This is a genomic window from Xanthocytophaga agilis, assembly GCF_030068605.1.
Lineage (GTDB): Bacteria > Bacteroidota > Bacteroidia > Cytophagales > 172606-1 > Xanthocytophaga > Xanthocytophaga agilis.
Genome location: NZ_JASJOU010000026.1, coordinates 1 through 17,460 on the forward strand (window position 1 = coordinate 1; position 17,460 = coordinate 17,460).

Sequence of the window (17,460 nt, forward strand, 5' to 3'; positions counted from 1 at the left end):
TAGGCAGATCGGTAGGGTATCAGACTAGTTGGGATGCAGATGGCACAATGAAAGTAACCTTTAGTGAAAGACTGGCTGCCGGTACGTATGTGGCTATTCTGGTAGCAAAAGATGGATCTTCTTCTTCACGATTTAAATTTGTAGTTCAGTAGTAAGTTAATTTTAACATAAAGTCTAACAAATCACCCGATTTGGTGTCACTATCTGGCATTGAGTCGGGCGATTTTGTTTTGTCTCGACTAATCTATGATAGACAATTATTGATTTAAGAGAATCCATAAAAAACACAACCCTTCTAGTAAATATTCCAGAAAGGTTGTGTGATGAGAGACAAACACAAAGCATCTATTTTGAGTTTACTTTGCCTTTCGGATATAAATGTTGCCATGCATGTTCTTGGCCATGATTTCAGGCCCCCCTCCATTAATCTTCCCATATGTCCAGTCGTCTACACTGACACGATACATCCCATTCTGACTTGATTTGTCTACTTTGGGCTGAGTTTTATCTACTGCAATATCAAAGTCACTATAAATTTCACCCTGATCTGATTTAAGTTTTACATTAGCTTTTACATTGGATGGTAGTGTTACATCTACTTTACCATTCAATGTCGAAAATGCCATAGGTGTATTTGGGGTAATGTCTTTGAAAATGGCAATAAGTGCCCCATTAACTGTATTAGCAACTGCAGATCCTTCAATATTGGTAAGTTCAATTTTTCCATTAACATTCGTAATTTCCAGCTCACCATTTACATTTTCAACCAGGATATCACCATTGTTAACTGTACTAAGTTTTAGCGAGAATCGTTGCGGCACTTTAATTGTCAGGTCGATAGCTCTTATATGGCTGTTTGTATTTACAGAGATACGATTGCTACGCTCTTCTACTGTCAGTTCCATACTGTTAGTTTTGGCGATTCGACGCATGCCATTAGCACTAACAGCATCATCTTCTTTGTGCTTTTTAGAACCACCAACTGCTCCTTCTATAATCACTTCTTTATTACTATGAGAAGTTACACGGATAGAACCATTTACCAGGCCTACTTCCAGAAATCCAGGTTTATTGGGATCACTGAGAGGAATGACAAGTTGTTCTTTTACTTCATTTTGTGCTGACAATGGCAAGCTTACTGTCAGAAGAAGTAGAAATACAGGAAGAATATATTTTCTGAATAGACCGGATAGATTCATTTCTCGTTGGATTTGGGACGTTTTCATCAGGATTGCTTTTTAATATATATGTTTCCGTTAAATGTTTCAAAAAAGAAAGTTTTACCTCCTTTTCCGACTTTCATAGAGGTGTTTTTAGTAAGTTTATAGATAGTGCTGTTAGCCTTTTTCTCTTCATTCTTAATAATATGAGCTGGTAGCACCTCCACATTTGGAAAGTCTGTGTAAAATTCTCCCTGAAAGCTTTTAAACTCCAGTAAGGCTGATAGTGAAGCTGGGTAAATGATACGAATATCGCCATTGAGTGTATAATAGGAGGATTGTTCAGGGGGGGCACTAATATAATTGATCTCTACATCGCCATTAATTGTACGTACATCTGTGGCTCCCTTTGCATTGGTTAATGTGATAGGTCCATTGACATTATAAGCATGTAGGCTACCTGTGACGTCTTTTATTGCTACATCTCCTTGGTTTACAGTCGATACATGCAGATTCATACTATACGGAACTTTAATCGTGAAGTCGAGTGCATAATGATAGCGAATAGATCGGTTATCACAGCAACAGCAATTACGATTGGGGCGTGAATCATAGGGAGCTGCAATATAGGCTACAATGCTATCCGCATTCTGATCAAACTGGAGCTTAAACTCTTTCTTACCTTGTTCCAGCGTTTGTGCATCCTTGGCTGATAGTTCCTGGTCTACCTCTATCTCGACTTGGCTGCCTGCATAACCTTCTATTCGTATGAATCCGGTTATGTTATAGACTGCCAGTGTAGTTGCTTTGGCTTCTTTTGATAATGTAAATGTTTTGGTCACACGTTCTTTCCATTGCTGGGTTTGGGCAAAGGCATCCCAGTGAGTCTGGCAGAGTAGTAACCCCGCCAGACAAAGCTTGGCAATAGTTTTCATAATTTTAGTAAAAGTTAAAGGTGTGGAGGTTTATGAGAGTTCTTTGATTGTCTGCTGGATCTTACTTTTGACAGTGCCGTCTACATTTTCCTGTTTCAATAACTCACGCAATAGTTCAATAGAGCGTTTCTCCTGTAGTTTGACCATTATATCTGCCAAGGCTACCTGTACCAGTGGTGAATCCTGATGGGCAAGCGACTGTACAAGTCCTTCACGTACCAAAGGATCATCAGCAAGTTCTGCCAATGCTTCCAGTGTAACCAGGCGCACATTGACATTGGAGTCATTGTTAAGTGTTGTCAGTAGTGCTTCAATGACTTTTGTGTCAACTCGCTTAATTTCCTGTGTAAGGCTTACTGCCCGTAGTCGTTCTGAGGCAGAAGGGTTTTCAAGTAATGACAACAACATCATCTGGCGCATTTCCTGCATCTGTACGGATAACGTATCAATCTGATGCTGATACCGGGAAATCTGAGGATCATTGGGTTTGTGTAACCAATATCCGGCTCCCAGGCCAATACTAATAAGCAAAAGACTATATGCCAATCGTGGCATCCATGCGGCTTGCCAGAGCTTTTTTACAAGTTGTAACAGATGGCTAGGTGAGTACGTTTGCTGTTCTTCTACTGTTGTTGCATATGTTTCCAGCATTGTCTCAAATCGTATCTTCATGGTAGGCCCTGGTTTTGGAGCAGGTAGCTGTCCCATTTGCATCCATACCTGTTGCATGGCTTGCCATTCCTGCTGACAGGCGGGACATTGCTTCAAATGGCTTTCAACCTGTGCTTGTTCTTGTGGTAATAATTGGTTTTCAAGCCAGTCAGCTAGTTTTTCCTCTATATCTTTACAATTAGTCATCTTACTGTTCCAGCTTTAAGTAAATATTTTTTAACTGATTCATTGCCCGATGTACTTTCACTTTCACTGCTCCTTCTGTTGTATTCAGGATTCGGGCTATTTCTTCATATTTAAGCTCCTGAAAGCGACTCAATACCAATATTTCACGATATTCTTCCGAAAGTTTTCCCAGTGAATCGTACAAGGTTGTCAGTTCCTGCTCCTTATAAATAGAGTCATCTGCACCAGCTCCACTACTGATTCGGTCAGAATAGTTTTGTACATCTTCATGCAAAACCGATCGCTTGTTTTTCTGACTGTGATCAGCTAATACATTGCGAGCCAGATGGTACATCCATGTTTTAAATTCTCCCTCACCTGTGAATGTATGACGATATTTCAGCATTCGAAAAAACACATTCTGCACCAGATCCTCACTTGCATCATCTTTGCCTGTCATATAATAAAGAAAGCTGAACAGTTTACGATGGTATCGTTCAAAGAGCAATCCCATCTTATTCAGATCGCCAGCTTTTACCTGGAGCATGAGTGAATTATCGGTTAGTGAGTTCAAGTCTGATTCAATGGGTTTTGCGTCTGTTACAATGAGGGAAACTGACCGAACGAAAGAAGGTTACAGTAGAAAATGATTTTTTTATGAAATATTTTTGAGTCGGCTCTAGATCGGACAGTGATATATTTTCGGACATAATTCTTAGATTATTTCCACTAGAACACAAAAACGATTTACTTCAGTTTGATGTCTTTAATTGTTAGAAAAGGAGATTATTAGTTAATTATAGAAAATATTTTCTCAAAGAACTACTTACTCCTGTTTTTGGAACAATCTTTGATGATTGTTTTCAGTAACGATTTGTATATCAGTACATTCCTTCGGGTCAAAATAGATTAGACAGTTTATTATCTGAGAATCTGGATTGTTGTACTGCTAGTGATTAATAGTAAACTGGCATGATAATTTATATTAGTTTTTTGGTGTATGGATTACACTCTTAGAATTTTAAGTACATATAAGGTCATCTGATTAATTAAAATCAATGTGTTTTAAAGTAGATTCTTAATGAGAATAAAACAGGTGATCAGGTAATTTTATCATTGAGAGTTTAATGGATAATATCAGCATAAGCATAGATGCTGAACAGCTTATTTACATCTATGGAAACAATTACACTTGCAATTAATGCGACAGGAACATTTACAAGTATTGCTATAGTTCTGGGAGTACTTTCTCTTATCTATTTTGTAATCTATTACCGTATCCGGCAACAGGTCAGTTCCAATAATAAAGCACGGGTTTGGGCTGGTATCTCTACTATTATTGGTACACCTCTTCTAACTATAATGATTGTAGGAACTACCATGGCCTATTATTATTATGAAGATGTTTTGTCCAGTAAGCCGATGAGTTATAGTTTGTATGATGTGACAGATGATATGATTCGGGAAATGAATCTGGTTGGTAAAACCAAAAAGGAGGTAGTCAATCTCTTAGGGGTAACAGATACAACCCATTCTGAATTAATTTATGACTTTTCCAGAGAAGAAGATCCGGGAGATCAGTCTGTTAAGCAGAAGTTGGGGAAATATATTCTGGTTGTTTCCTGCCAGGGAGATAGAGTGGTAAGTTACCATCGGAAGAAATAAATGACATACTTTACTCTGAGACAGCCTAAAAGTAATCTGTCTCAGAGTTTATTGAGTATTATGAATAGAGTCATGGAACTATACGCCACAGATACATGCCCTCATTCGGACTAGTAAGTGTAGTATCACCAAAAGTGGCTGATTGAATAAAGAGACCTGTAATGTAAGGGTTATTATCCTCATCCAGTGCAATTCCCCTGCCGTGATCCATGTTGGCTCCTCCTGCATTTTTGGCCCACAGAATATTTCCCATAGGATTGTACTTTACTACAAAGATATCTGCAGACCCGTTGGAGGTTAGATCCTTATTTCCAAAAGATATAGTGTTATAAAAATATCCGGTAGCATATACATTTCCAGATAGGTCAGTAGTGATAGCAAATGCATTCTCCTGACTGGCTGTTCCTGCACTAATTGCCCATTGTACCTGTCCTGAAGTAGCATACTTTACCAGAAACATGTCTGCCCATCCATTGGATGTTAGATTTCTATTGTCAAAAGTGATAGTTTTATTAAAAGATCCGGAAATATATACTCCTGAAGATCCATCTAATGCAATGCTGTATCCATAGTCTTCTTCTGTGTTACCGGCACTTTTAGCCCACTGAAACTCTCCGTCAGTTGTGAAACTGGCAATGAAAATATCTTCTTTACCTTTGGAGGTTAGTGTTGTTGATTCAAAGGTTAATGAATATTTGAATATACCGGTAATATACACATTGCCATTATTATCTACTGCAATATCTTTCCCATAAGAAGCGAGTTCATCACCTGCGGTTTTGGCCCATAGAAGTGCCCCTGAAGGAGTGTATTTGGCAATGAAAACAGTGTATCCTGTTGAGGTTAAGGTAATTGTACCAAATGTGGCATTAGTATGAAAGCTTCCGGTTATATAGATGTTTCCTGATTTGTCCAATGCAATACCTTCTGCAGATATACTGCCATCACCAGATGCTTTTTTTGCCCATTGCACATCCCCATCTGCATTGTACTTGGCCACATACATAGCCAGACCTTTGTCGTGGGTTGTCATAGTTGTTGTGCCAAAAGTAATAGAACCAAAGAAGTAACCAGTTATATACGGATTACCAGATAGATCTATAGCTATATCCAATGCAGCCGCTTGACCCGTACATCCTGCAATTTTAGCCCATAACAATTGACCAGTTGAATCATACTTAGCTATAAATATGTCATTGTTTCCTGCTGAACTAAGAACTGTGGTTTGAAAAGTACCAGTTCCATACAAGCTACCAGCAACATATGTATTACCTGATTTATCAACAGCTATAGATTGAGAGTAAATTTCTCCAGTAGCTTTGCTTGCAAAAGATGTAATTGGGTTTACTGGTTCCTGTGGTTTGGGAATAGGAGATGTGGAATCTTTTTTACAGGAAAAGAAAAATAAAGAAATACTAATGAATAGGACATATGCTGCCCATAAATGCTTTTTTTTCATAGCATGAGAGGTTATTACATGAAAAATGACAGTAACAGATACTGTTTTTTAGGAGGGAAAGAGTATGTAAGTACAAGGCTAGTACATTACTCTGCAGACACGCTAAATAGCAGAAAGGTTGTATGGATTGTGAATTTTTTGTTCTTATTATCTTAGCGGTTGAGATTTTGCTGATACTTCTTAAAAGGAGTTTAATCAAGCTAAACGTGAAAAATACGGTATAATTACCGTAAAAACACCCTCTGTTTTTATTTTTTTGGAATGCATATTACAGAAATCTATCACCGTCAGGTAGTCGTATGTATCCTCTATTTAGCGAAATGTTATTATATGCCCAATCTTGACATTATTACAGACAGTAAAGAATCTATTCAGCATTCATTTGACCGGATTGCAACAGATCTTATTCACAACTGGCACTTAAAAGTAAATGATACATTGTACTCATTTACAGAAATTGAGTTTTACTTTTTTATGACAGATATCCACCAGGATACTGCTTCTCGTGAACATAATTATGATAAAGGCTTCTGGCGTTTTCATCAGAAAGGACTTGATATAACTTTTCAGTCACAAGATAATAGTGATGGCGGTATCCTAATCAGAGGGTTGAAAACTCGTACAGAATATATTAATGGACCTGTATTGGTATTGGAGCATATTTTTCGCAAAATGGATTCTATAATTATGTTGAATAAAGAATTTGGGTTAGTGCTCAAACCAGAACCTAGTAATGAGCCTATTTACAAAACCCAGCGTCATGAATTGCCTGATAATCCGGAAAATGAGTTTAAGAAAGAGCTATATCGGTATTTTATCAATCTGGAACATTGGAATAAGCGACATATTAATCCATTAGAAAGAGCACGTATCAGGAAAAGCTCTGTATTAGTGAAAAGTCTATAGTAAACAGGAAGACCAGAAAGATGTAAAACAAATAGCTACTTTTTTGATAGTAAGAGTCTTGTAAATGCATACATAACCTGTAATTTAGCTGTGCCATTTAGTCTGACTTACTTATAACAGACGAAATCAGCTTGTTATTTAAGTATTCCGTATGCTTTTAGATATTACACCGCTTAAACGTTTTAGGGATTATCGTCTGCTTTTTTTTGGTCAGTTGATCTCCTTTTTTGGATCAATGATGACATTTGTTGTTGTACCTGTACAGATGTTTCAACTGACACATTCCAACCTATATGTAGGATTATTAGGGGTATCGGAATTTATACCTATGTTTTTACTGGCATTCGTGGGTGGAGCATTAGCCGATGCTGTGGATCGCCGTAAAATGTTACGTATCACAGAAATCGGACAGACTATTACAATCGGGATTCTACTAGCAAACTCATTATTGCCTAATCCTCAAATCTGGATTTTATTTCTGGTAGTTGCTATTCAAGCCGGACTAGCCGGACTACAACGTCCTTCCTTCGAAGCACTGATTCCTCGAATTGTGCCATCTGAGTATATGACGGCAGTTTCTGCTTTGAATTCACTGCGATTTAATATCGGCGCAATCATTAGTCCTATTGTGGGTGGATTAATTGCTTCTCAGTTTAATGCTTCCTGGGCTTACGCGATTGATCTGGTTACATTTATGGCTTCATTACTGGCTGTATGGATGATCCAGTCTGTTCCACCTCCTGACAATGCTGACCAACCTAATCTTGAATCTATAAAAAAAGGTTTCCGATACGCTATAAGTCGGCAGGAATTGCTGGGTACATACCTGATTGATATCAATGCTATGTTATTTGGTATGCCTAAAGCTTTGTTTCCAGCATTGGCAGTGAGTTTTGGGGCTAATTCTATAGGATTTTTTTATTCTGCTATTGCGGGTGGTGCATTGGTTGCAACCCTGACTTCCGGATGGGCGAAGCATACACATAAACATGGACTATTCATTGTTATTGCAGCAGCCTTATGGGGTGTGGCTATCATCTTTTTTGGTTTATCGTCTAATCTATACTATGCGTTGGTATTTTTAGGCGTAGCCGGATTTTTTGATATGATTAGTGGACTTTTTCGGGGAACTATCTGGAATCAGACAATTCCGGACCATCTGCGTGGACGGCTAGCGGGCATTGAAATGATCAGCTTTATGACAGGACCGATGCTGGGTGATGCAGAAGCCGGGTTAATAGCTTATTGGTTTGATCTGAAGACATCTATTGTTTCCGGAGGAGTTATGACTGTAGTGGGTACGATTATACTGGCATTGCTTTTACCAAAGTTTGTGACCTATGATGGACGAGAGGGATTGAAGCGAAAGATGGAAGAAGAAGAAATACGGCAAACAGAGTTGTCAGTATAAGAAAATGTGATGATATAGAATGGTTTATGGGTGTTGGGGATAGTAATAATTGTACATCTAACAATTCTTTTTTTTGAAGAAGATAATGGATAACTGCAAAAAACTGTTAGTCTATTGAATGGTAAGTATGTAGATTTGGGGTCTGAACTTGTTTTCTGCCAAGGACTTTTTGCTCAGCCTCATCTCTATATTATTACGCTTATGTCTCATGTACCTCAATTAATTATAGACCTGGCTTTGATCTTAGGTGCTGCTGGTGTCACTACTCTCTTATTTAAAGTTCTCAAACAACCTCTGGTACTAGGATATATTCTGGCTGGTGTATTGGTAGGCCCTAACTTCTCACTATTTCCAACTATTACAGATATAGAGACCATTCGGATCTGGGCTGACATCGGAGTTATTTTTTTATTGTTTGGTCTGGGACTGGAATTTAGTTTTAAGAAATTGGTTGAGGTAGGAGGAACTTCTTCCATAACTGGAATTTTTGAAGTAGGGGCTATGTTAATGCTTGGATATGGTACAGGGCAACTACTTGGTTGGTCCCGAATGGATAGTTTATTTTTAGGTGGAATTATTGCTATTTCTTCTACTACCATTATAATTCGTGCATTTGAAGAACTAAATGTCAAAAGCCAGAAGTTTGCTGGACTAGTATTTGGTATTCTGGTAATTGAAGACTTGGTTGCTATTCTGTTATTAGTATTGTTAAGTACACTAGCTGTAAGTCAGCAATTTGCTGGGATGCAGTTGCTAACCTCCATATTGAAACTTGCCTTTTTTTTAACAGTATGGTTTCTTGCTGGTATCTATCTGATCCCCACGTTTTTGCGCAAGAGCCGTAAGCACCTGACTGATGAAACGCTGCTTATCATTTCCATTGCATTGTGTTTGCTGATGGTAGTATTAGTTACAGAAGCAGGTTTTTCAGCTGCATTAGGTGCTTTTGTTATGGGATCTATCTTGTCCGAAACTATCTTTGTCGAGAAGATCGAGCATATGATGCAGCCTGTGAAAAATTTGTTTGGCGCTGTATTCTTTGTATCTGTAGGTATGTTGATTGACTATCATATGTTGATTGAACATGCCGGTCCTATTATGCTTATTGCCGGAGTAGTCATATTGGGCAAATCCCTGAATGTAACACTGGGAGCACTGATATCCGGGCAACCCTTAAAACAGGCTATCCAGACAGGAATGAGTTTGACACAGATAGGAGAATTTTCATTTATCATTGCAACTCTTGGATTGACTCTAAAAGTAACCAGTGATTTCTTATATCCTGTTGCTGTAGCTGTTTCTGCAGTCACTACTTTTACTACACCTTATATGATCAGACTGGCAGAGCCAGTATGTAACCAGATTGACAAGTGGTTGCCAGCACGATGGAGAGCGTTTTTGAATAGTTATAGTTCTGGTACACAAACAATAACTCATGTCAGTGACTGGCAGGGAGTATTAAAGAACTTTGCTCAGATCATTATCCTTAACACAGTAATCATCGTTGGTATTATTTTGTTGACTACATATTTTCTTACCGATGTGATCAAAACAAAACTGGTCGCTAATTCTTGGGGAAATATAATAACAGCTTTCATTGCTCTAGCCCTGATGCTACCTTTCTTATGGGCATTATCTGTACGTAAAATCCGTACTCATTCCTATAATGCACTCTGGTCAAACAGAATATTTAATCGTGGACCTTTAGTTGCACTGGAGGCTGGTCGTGTTATTCTTGGCATTGTACTGGTCGGTTTTTTACTGGATCAGCTTTTTTCTCCACTAATCGCCTTTGTTTCTGCAATATTGTTGATTGGAGTGGTGTTGCCTTTGTTTACGCAACGATTACAACAAACGTATGTCCGTATTGAAAAGCGTTTTCTTTATAATCTCACAGCAAAATCGCAGCCGGAAGAACCTACTCCTGTTAAGTCTCAATTGCTTCCCTGGGATGCTCACTTAACTCAGTTTGAAATTAGTCCTGACTCCCAGATTATTGGGCAAACTCTTACAGAACTTGCTTTTCGTGAAAGATATGGAGTGAATGTGGCGCAAATTGAACGTGGTAGCAGGGTTATTCTCGCTCCCAGAGGCAATGAGCATATTTATCCGGCTGATACCTTGACCGTTGTTGGAACGGATGCGCAATTGAAGCAATTCCGGACAGTTGTTGAGCCATTGCAAAATAATCAGACTGTAGTAGTTCCAGATGTCACATTAAAGCAACTGGTAGTGGATAACAAATTTCCGTTTTTAGGTAAAAGTATAAGAGAATCCCTTATACGTGAAAAAACCAAAGGTATTGTGATTGGTATTGAACGAAATGGAAATCGTATCATTAATCCTGATCCATCTACTGTTTTTGAGAATGGTGATCTGATATGGCTGGCTGGAGAAAAACACGAGATTAAGAGCATTGAATAGATAAATCAATAATTTTAAGTATTAACCGGATAATACGAATTTATCCTTATCGCCTGGACTGTTTTGGTATTTACCAGACCAGTGCAGGCGATTGGTTTTTAAAAGCAGATGATTAGCAATCTCTATTGTCTCTCAATATGTTCTAACAATTTCACTCTCTGAGGATTTTACTGTATTTATAGAGGTTTTTGAAAAAAGATGCAACTATACCTGTTTGGTTGGTGTATATTTAGAAGGGAAGAAATAATACAATAAGAGTCTGCAGCTATGAGCAAAAAACACTATTTTATCCTAATTATGATTCTGGGGTCATTGGCTACTATCAGTCCGTTTTCGATTGATATGTATCTCCCAGGATTTCCAGCTATTGCAGAAGATTTACATACTTCTATTGCCAATGTGCAGTTGTCATTGACTGCCTATCTGGTGGGTATTTCTGTTGGGCAACTGATATACGGTCCATTACTGGATCGGTTCGGACGTAAAAATCCTTTATATGTAGGATTGAGTCTTTATACCCTGGCTTCACTGGGATGTGCTATGACTACATCTGTTGAAGCTCTGATTGTAATGCGTTTTTTACAGGCTTTGGGAGGTTGTGTAGGAATTGTGGCTTCACAGGCATTAGTTCGGGATATATTTCCAGTTGAGAAAATTGCTCAGGTACTTTCTACAATTATGTTGGTTATTGCAATTTCACCTATGATTGCACCAACTGTAGGAGGATATCTAACATCTGTATTGAGTTGGCATTGGGTGTTCGTGATTCTGGCTGCCATTACAGCTATTATGTTGTTAGGCATCCGATATAAATTGCCTAGTGGTAGCCCTCCAGATACTTCCTTGTCACTTCGTCCAAAATCGGTAATTAATAACTTTCTTAGTGTAATCAAACAGCCTACTTTTTTGATTTATGCGTTGGTAGGTGGGATTGCCACTTCTGCACCCTTTGCGTACATTGCCGGATCAGCAGATGTGTTTATGAACCTGTATAAGGTAAGTGAACAGGAATATGGATGGATATTTGCTTTTCTGGCATTCGCTATGATTGGACCGACTCAGTTAAATCATATTTTACTAAGACGCTTTAAAAGCGAACAACTAATTGCTACAGCTCTCATCGGACAAGTGATTATCGGAGCAATTATGATTACAGGTGTTAGCTATAATCTGTTTGGAAAGTATGAATTGATAGGATTACTGTTTCTGTTTTTAACCGGACAGGGAATTATCAACCCTAATACATCTGCTCTCTCACTGGCACCTTTTGCCCGTCAGGCAGGTACCGCCGCTGCATTGATGGGTAGTTTTCGTATGGCTATGGGAGGACTAGTTTCTGCCGGAGTAAGTGTGATGCACAATAATACTGCCTTTCCTATGGTATTAATGATGGCTTTGTGTGCTTTCTGTGGTTTAGGTATTTTGTTATCAGGCACTCGTATGTTGTTACATGCTGATCAAAACAGCTCAGAGTCCTCAATGGCAGCATAGGAGATACATTACAGTAAATACATGAAAGTCTGGCTATTTTAGTCAGACTTTTTTGTTTGTGGATAGTTTGCTACTAAAGTTATATAGCTCTGGTATAAACTAATGAACAATAGTTGTCTGATTCAAATTCTATTTGCAACCTTTGTAGAAATACAGTCTTAACCTATATGAATATTTTAGTTGTTGAAGATGATGAAAGAGTGGCGGAGCTGATTAAAAGAGGATTGGAAGAACAGGGTTATTCTGTGACTCTCGCCTATGATGGGCAAACTGGCAAGAGATTGATACAGCAACAAGAATTTACGCTGGTAATTCTAGATATCATCTTACCAAAGATAAATGGATTGGAATTGTGCCAGCAGATTCGTAAGATCAGGTCCTCTCTTCCTATTATTATGCTTACTGCACTAGGTACTACAGATGATAAAGTGGAGGGATTTGATGCTGGTGCAGATGATTACCTGGTTAAGCCATTTGACTTGCGTGAGTTGTATGTACGCATACGTGCACGTTTGAATAGAAGTTCCTTGGATGCACAAAGTCTGGGATTTTTATTGAAGTATGCAGATCTGGAAGTGAATGTGGATACAAAAACTGTAACACGGAGTGGAAAATCCATCCAGCTTACGCCCAAGGAATATAAGTTATTGGAATATATGATGCGTAATGCAGGCCGTTTATTAACCCGGACAGAAATTGCTGAGAAGGTATGGGATACATTTTTTGATACAGGAACTAACTTTATTGATGTATACATCAATTATCTTCGAAAAAAAATTGATAAAGACTTTGATGTAAAACTCATTCATACCAAGACAGGGATGGGATTTATTTTCAGAGAAGAACCCCTGACATGAAAATTCGTACCCGGCTCACCTTGCTGTTTACAGCTGTGATAGCTATGTTATTAGTGGCGTTTGCTCTGGTGATTTATCTGGCGTATTCAGATAATCGAGAAGAGGAATTTTTTAAACGTATCAGACAACAGGCTATCACCAGAGCTGATTTACTATTGAATGCCCGAGTGTCGCCTAAAACTTTGCAGATCATTTATGATAATACGCCCAATGCTCTTTCCCGTGAAGAAGTAGCCATTTTCGACTCAACACATACCTTGTTGTATCACGATGCGGTAGAAAGTGATCTAATTAAAGAAACTCCTGAAATGATGCAGAAGATCGAGCAGAAAAAGCAGATACACTTTTATGAGCAGGGAAAGCAGGCAATTGGATTTATTTATTATCATAACCGAAAACCTTATCTGATTACTGCGGCTGCATATGATGCTTATGGGTTTGCCAAGTTACACAGATTGGGGATTATACTACTGATAACGTGTCTGGTTAGTACTGTATTTATATTTCTTGCGGCTCAGTTTCTAGCCTGGCAAGCATTACAGCCTGTATCTCAATTAGTGCAGGAGGTAGAACATATTTCGGCAACCAAGTTGAATCTACGTGTACAGGAGGGTAACCGGAAAGACGAAATTGCAGAACTGGGGATTACGTTTAACCGGATGCTGGATCGTCTGGAGCAGTCGTTTAATGCTCAGAAAGCATTTGTTTCTCATATTTCGCATGAATTACGAACCCCTCTTGCTGCTATTGTTGCAGAGTTAGGCTTGGCATCTTCTAGAGATCGTTCACTGGCAGAATATCAACAGGTGGTGCAGCGTACACAGGATGATGCTCAGAAACTAGTGCGGTTGTCTAATGATTTGCTAGATTTTGCCAAAGCAAGTTATGACGAAACCGAAATTGCATTTAAGCCCCTTCGTCTGGATGAGTTGCTACTAGATGCCCAACAAAAAGTACTCAAACAACAACCTGATTATAAAGCCAGCTTTGAGTTTCATAATGAACCAGAACAAGATGAATGGATTTCTGTAAATGGTAACTGGTACCTATTGGAGGTTGCTTTTGCTAATCTTATTGAAAATGGATGCAAATTCTCTGCTGATCAACATGTGACAGTAGGAATCAGCTACTCGCAGCAGTTTACTGTACTGGAATTTAAAGATCATGGTATTGGGATTTCTCCAGAAGATCTACCATACATATTTCAACCCTTCTATAGAGGAAAAGATCATCCCACTATTACAGGGAATGGAATTGGATTGTCATTGGTTCAAAAGATTATTTCTCTTCATCACGGAATCGTTCTCGTCTCTTCGCAACCTGGTTCCGGTACAACATTTATCGTAAAGATACCTCATCTATAGTATACATCTGTCTTTTATGAGATTAAAGATCGCTCTCTCTAAAAGCTCTATCTAATGTCACTCCTAAGGAATATAAACCTGAATCTTAATTACATTTTAATAGTATTCTAACAACTTTCTAATCCCGGCAGTAGAGTCTTACTGTACATTTGCCTGTGTTGATGAATCAGCTCAGAACTATCCTTTTTTGTCAAATGTGCAGATGTTGAAGATATCAGCCAACAGAGTTGAATGAGCTGATAAGATTTATTTTGAGCAAGGCTGAAAATGTTTTACCTGTAGCTTTTGTAGTGTATATGAAGCCTCTTTTTTCTTATGTCATTGCTTTTCTATTGCTGTGCAGCCGGGTATGGGGACAGAGTGTTCTCTCAATGGCTGAGGCTGTACAGCAGGCCCGTAGCAATAATCCTACACTGAAGGTAGCTGGTTATAATCTAGGTATTGCTCAGAGTGATCAAATCACAGCTACACTGCGACCCAATCTGAGTTTGAATAACCAGTCTTTGTTTCTGCTCAGACAAAGTTTGTATCCGGAAGGGACTTCTATCTGGAATCGCCATAACCAGCAGATTTGGTGGCAGCTTACCAAAACTATCCAGTGGCCGGGGCAGCGACAAAATAAAATAGAGTTAAGTACGCAGAATTATACATACAGCCAGAAGGTATTGGCTGATCAGGAACGGAATGTTAGTCTGGATGTGGCTCAGAAGTGGTTGGATGTATGGTTATTAAGGGTGAATAAAGAATTGATTAATCAGGCAAAGACCAATGCAGATAGTCTGGTACGAATTAATACCAATCGTCTGAAAAATCAGGTTATAACACTAAACGATCTGACCCGAACGGAATTGCTGGCTGAGCAATATGCCTTACAGTTAAGTACCTCACAGCAAGAATATGTGAATGAACTGTCGCAGTTAAAATTTATGCTTGGTACAACAGACAGTCTGGACATTGCCTTCTCTGTACCGATAGAGAGTATACCTATTACTCTTTCGTTTGACAGTTTGCTTAATCAGACACTCTCCAGACGTACAGATATGGCTGTAGCTCAGGCTGGCATTAATGCTTCTGAAGTAAATATCCGGTTGCAGAAGTCTCTGGCAATACCTCAGCCGCAAATAGGTATAATCTGGAACCCTCAGAATTCAGTTCCCTATCTGGGCTTCTTTGGCACTATAGACCTGCCGTTTTTTAACCGGAATCAAGGGGAAATACAGAAGTCGAAAATAGTGCGTGAACAGGCTATCCAGAACCAGAAAGCTGTAACTATCCAGATACAAACCGAGCTACGGGCGGCCTATGATAATTACCAGGTTCAGCGAAAGAACGTAGATCGTTTTCAGACTATCCTTAATCAGTCAGATAAGGTGTTGAACACAGTTCGGTATGCTTACCTGCGTGGAGGAACCAGCATTATTGATTTTCTGGAAGCGCAGCGGTCCTGGGTTGATACCAGACAACTGTACTATAATACCGTACTCGGTTATCGTCAGAGTTATTTGCAATTGTTGTCTGTGTCAGGGCTGATCAGTCAACTGTAATTTGTATGACTTCTTTTAGTGACTATTTTATGAAACTCCAACATTTAATACTTATAGTGGTCGGTTGTCTATGGATTACGGCCTGCAGTAAAAAAAGTGAAAAAGCACCTGTACAGCAAGTTAGCCGTCCACAGGTGAAAGATGGAGGGCAGACTATTGTCTTTTCTAATGAAAAAGAGTCCGACTTCTTTAAGGGAAAAGTTATCGAGAGTTCCAGCCAGCGGGCTGATCTCAAGGCTCCTGCCCGCGTAGTGGCTACAGTGGTTCGTTCCGATAAAAATGCAGGTCAAAATCTGGTACTGTTTGATAATTCAGATTTGACTGCCAACTATACCCAATTGCTTCAACATACAATCAATATTCAGCGAATCCGTAATGTGAATATCCGTCAAAAACGTATTGAACTGGAAAGAGCGAAAGACTTACAAGCCAATGGCGCTGCATCTGGTAAAGAGGTGTTGGAGGCTCAAACTGCTCTGGCGATGGAAGAAACCAATCTGGCTAATGAAAAGGCTGCAGAGATTGAACATGAAGCGATGCTTCGATTGGCAGGCTTTCAACCTGAAATGCTGCTTAATGCAAAAAATGGTACAGTCTGGATGATATGTGAAATGCCGGAAAATCAGTCTGGAAAAGTAAAAGAGGGAGATCTATGTGTAGTTGTATTCACGTCACTTCCTAACCAACCTTACAAAGGAAAAGTAGAGAGCATTGGCAATGTAGTAGACAATGTAACCCGGATGGTAAAAATGCGCATCAGCATTGTAAATCCTGACGCACAACTACGTGCAGGCATGTTTGCTACAGTTCAGTTTGATGTATCCGAGGGAAATTATATCTCTGTTCCCAAAGAGGCTTTAGTGACTGTACAGGGCAAGGATTATGTGTTTGTGCAAAAAGATAAACACACCTTTGAACGAAGACCTGTGATGACAGGGCAACAACTGGGCTCTTCTATTATTATATACAATGGACTAGCTGCTAACGATAAGGTAGTAACTGAAGGTGCTATGCAACTGAAAGGTCTATCATTCGGCTATTAATAGTATTATCATTCGAATTTCAGTACTTCATCTTACTAAAAGTTGGTTAGTATGTTACAGGCTCAGATTTTCATTGATAAAGGTGAGCGAAAAGACTCCCGTTTATTATTTCGATATATACTTGAATTCCTGATCATCCATAAGATAGAAGGGGCGACAGTATTTGAGGGAATTGCCGGATTTGGCCCGAACCAACATATCACAGATCCTCATTCACTGTTTTCATTTGATGAGCCACCTGTTCTAATCACCTTTATCGATCAGGATGAGAAAGTTCGTCAGGTGCTGACCCTCTTGCGTCGTGAAATGTCTCATGGCCTGATTATTACTCACCAGGTGGAAATCTGGTAACGAACATTCTAAG

Annotated in this window: 15 protein-coding genes; 10 read left to right on the forward strand and 5 right to left on the reverse strand. The window is 39.0% G+C overall.

The window, feature by feature from the left end; all coding sequences use genetic code 11:
- Positions 1 to 356: 356 nt before the first annotated feature.
- Genes QNI22_RS38565 through QNI22_RS38580 form a run of 4 tightly spaced genes read right to left on the reverse strand, consistent with a single transcriptional unit; the run spans position 357 to position 3,479 of the window.
- The gene (locus QNI22_RS38565) at positions 357 to 1,226 is read right to left on the reverse strand and encodes a DUF4097 family beta strand repeat-containing protein (RefSeq protein ID WP_314519751.1); all 870 of its coding nucleotides are present in this window, start codon (positions 1,224 to 1,226) and stop codon (positions 357 to 359) included.
- Positions 1,226 to 2,095 carry a DUF4097 family beta strand repeat-containing protein gene (locus tag QNI22_RS38570; RefSeq protein WP_314519753.1) on the reverse strand — a complete coding sequence of 290 codons (870 nt, stop codon included), beginning with the start codon at positions 2,093 to 2,095 and terminating at the stop codon, positions 1,226 to 1,228. The genes QNI22_RS38565 and QNI22_RS38570 overlap by 1 nt, the downstream gene beginning before the upstream one ends.
- Positions 2,096 to 2,125: 30 nt before the next feature.
- Positions 2,126 to 2,953: a HEAT repeat domain-containing protein gene (locus tag QNI22_RS38575; RefSeq protein WP_314519755.1), complete on the reverse strand. Its 828-nt coding sequence runs from the start codon at positions 2,951 to 2,953 to the stop codon at positions 2,126 to 2,128.
- A 1-nt stretch (position 2,954) separates the two neighbouring features.
- Positions 2,955 to 3,479, reverse strand: coding sequence for an RNA polymerase sigma factor (locus QNI22_RS38580; protein WP_314519856.1), 525 nt, complete (start codon positions 3,477 to 3,479; stop codon positions 2,955 to 2,957).
- A gap of 629 nt (positions 3,480 to 4,108) precedes the next feature.
- Here QNI22_RS38580 and QNI22_RS38585 point away from each other — a divergent pair.
- Positions 4,109 to 4,597, forward strand: a complete 489-nt coding sequence (locus QNI22_RS38585) for a hypothetical protein (protein ID WP_314519758.1) — start codon at positions 4,109 to 4,111, stop codon at positions 4,595 to 4,597.
- Positions 4,598 to 4,667: 70 nt separating this feature from the next.
- Here QNI22_RS38585 and QNI22_RS38590 read toward each other — a convergent pair whose 3' ends face one another.
- Positions 4,668 to 6,056: an SBBP repeat-containing protein gene (locus tag QNI22_RS38590; RefSeq protein WP_314519762.1), complete on the reverse strand. Its 1,389-nt coding sequence runs from the start codon at positions 6,054 to 6,056 to the stop codon at positions 4,668 to 4,670.
- A 261-nt stretch (positions 6,057 to 6,317) separates the two neighbouring features.
- Between QNI22_RS38590 and QNI22_RS38595 the strand changes: the two genes are divergently transcribed.
- From QNI22_RS38595 to QNI22_RS38635, 9 genes are all read left to right on the forward strand, one after another.
- Positions 6,318 to 6,962 carry a hypothetical protein gene (locus QNI22_RS38595; protein WP_314519764.1) on the forward strand — a complete coding sequence of 215 codons (645 nt, stop codon included), beginning with the start codon at positions 6,318 to 6,320 and terminating at the stop codon, positions 6,960 to 6,962.
- 151 nt (positions 6,963 to 7,113) lie between these two features.
- Positions 7,114 to 8,373: an MFS transporter gene (locus QNI22_RS38600; RefSeq protein ID WP_314519766.1), complete on the forward strand. Its 1,260-nt coding sequence runs from the start codon at positions 7,114 to 7,116 to the stop codon at positions 8,371 to 8,373.
- Positions 8,374 to 8,574: 201 nt separating this feature from the next.
- Positions 8,575 to 10,797, forward strand: coding sequence for a monovalent cation:proton antiporter family protein (locus QNI22_RS38605; protein ID WP_314519770.1), 2,223 nt, complete (start codon positions 8,575 to 8,577; stop codon positions 10,795 to 10,797).
- 267 nt (positions 10,798 to 11,064) lie between these two features.
- Complete coding sequence (locus QNI22_RS38610) at positions 11,065 to 12,288, forward strand: multidrug effflux MFS transporter (RefSeq protein ID WP_314519773.1); 1,224 nt, start codon at positions 11,065 to 11,067, stop codon at positions 12,286 to 12,288.
- Between the two features lie 167 nt (positions 12,289 to 12,455).
- Positions 12,456 to 13,145 carry a response regulator transcription factor gene (locus QNI22_RS38615; RefSeq protein WP_314519775.1) on the forward strand — a complete coding sequence of 230 codons (690 nt, stop codon included), beginning with the start codon at positions 12,456 to 12,458 and terminating at the stop codon, positions 13,143 to 13,145.
- On the forward strand, positions 13,142 to 14,509 hold the full coding sequence (locus QNI22_RS38620; RefSeq protein WP_314519776.1) for a sensor histidine kinase: 1,368 nt from the start codon (positions 13,142 to 13,144) through the stop codon (positions 14,507 to 14,509). Before QNI22_RS38615 ends, QNI22_RS38620 begins: the two co-directional genes overlap by 4 nt.
- A 296-nt stretch (positions 14,510 to 14,805) precedes the next feature.
- Positions 14,806 to 16,053, forward strand: coding sequence for a TolC family protein (locus QNI22_RS38625; protein ID WP_314519778.1), 1,248 nt, complete (start codon positions 14,806 to 14,808; stop codon positions 16,051 to 16,053).
- A 5-nt stretch (positions 16,054 to 16,058) separates the two neighbouring features.
- Positions 16,059 to 17,096: an efflux RND transporter periplasmic adaptor subunit gene (locus QNI22_RS38630; protein ID WP_314519780.1), complete on the forward strand. Its 1,038-nt coding sequence runs from the start codon at positions 16,059 to 16,061 to the stop codon at positions 17,094 to 17,096.
- Positions 17,097 to 17,147: 51 nt separating this feature from the next.
- Entirely contained in the window at positions 17,148 to 17,447 is a 300-nt protein-coding gene (locus tag QNI22_RS38635; RefSeq protein WP_313975828.1) for a DUF190 domain-containing protein, read from the forward strand.
- Positions 17,448 to 17,460: the final 13 nt, after the last annotated feature.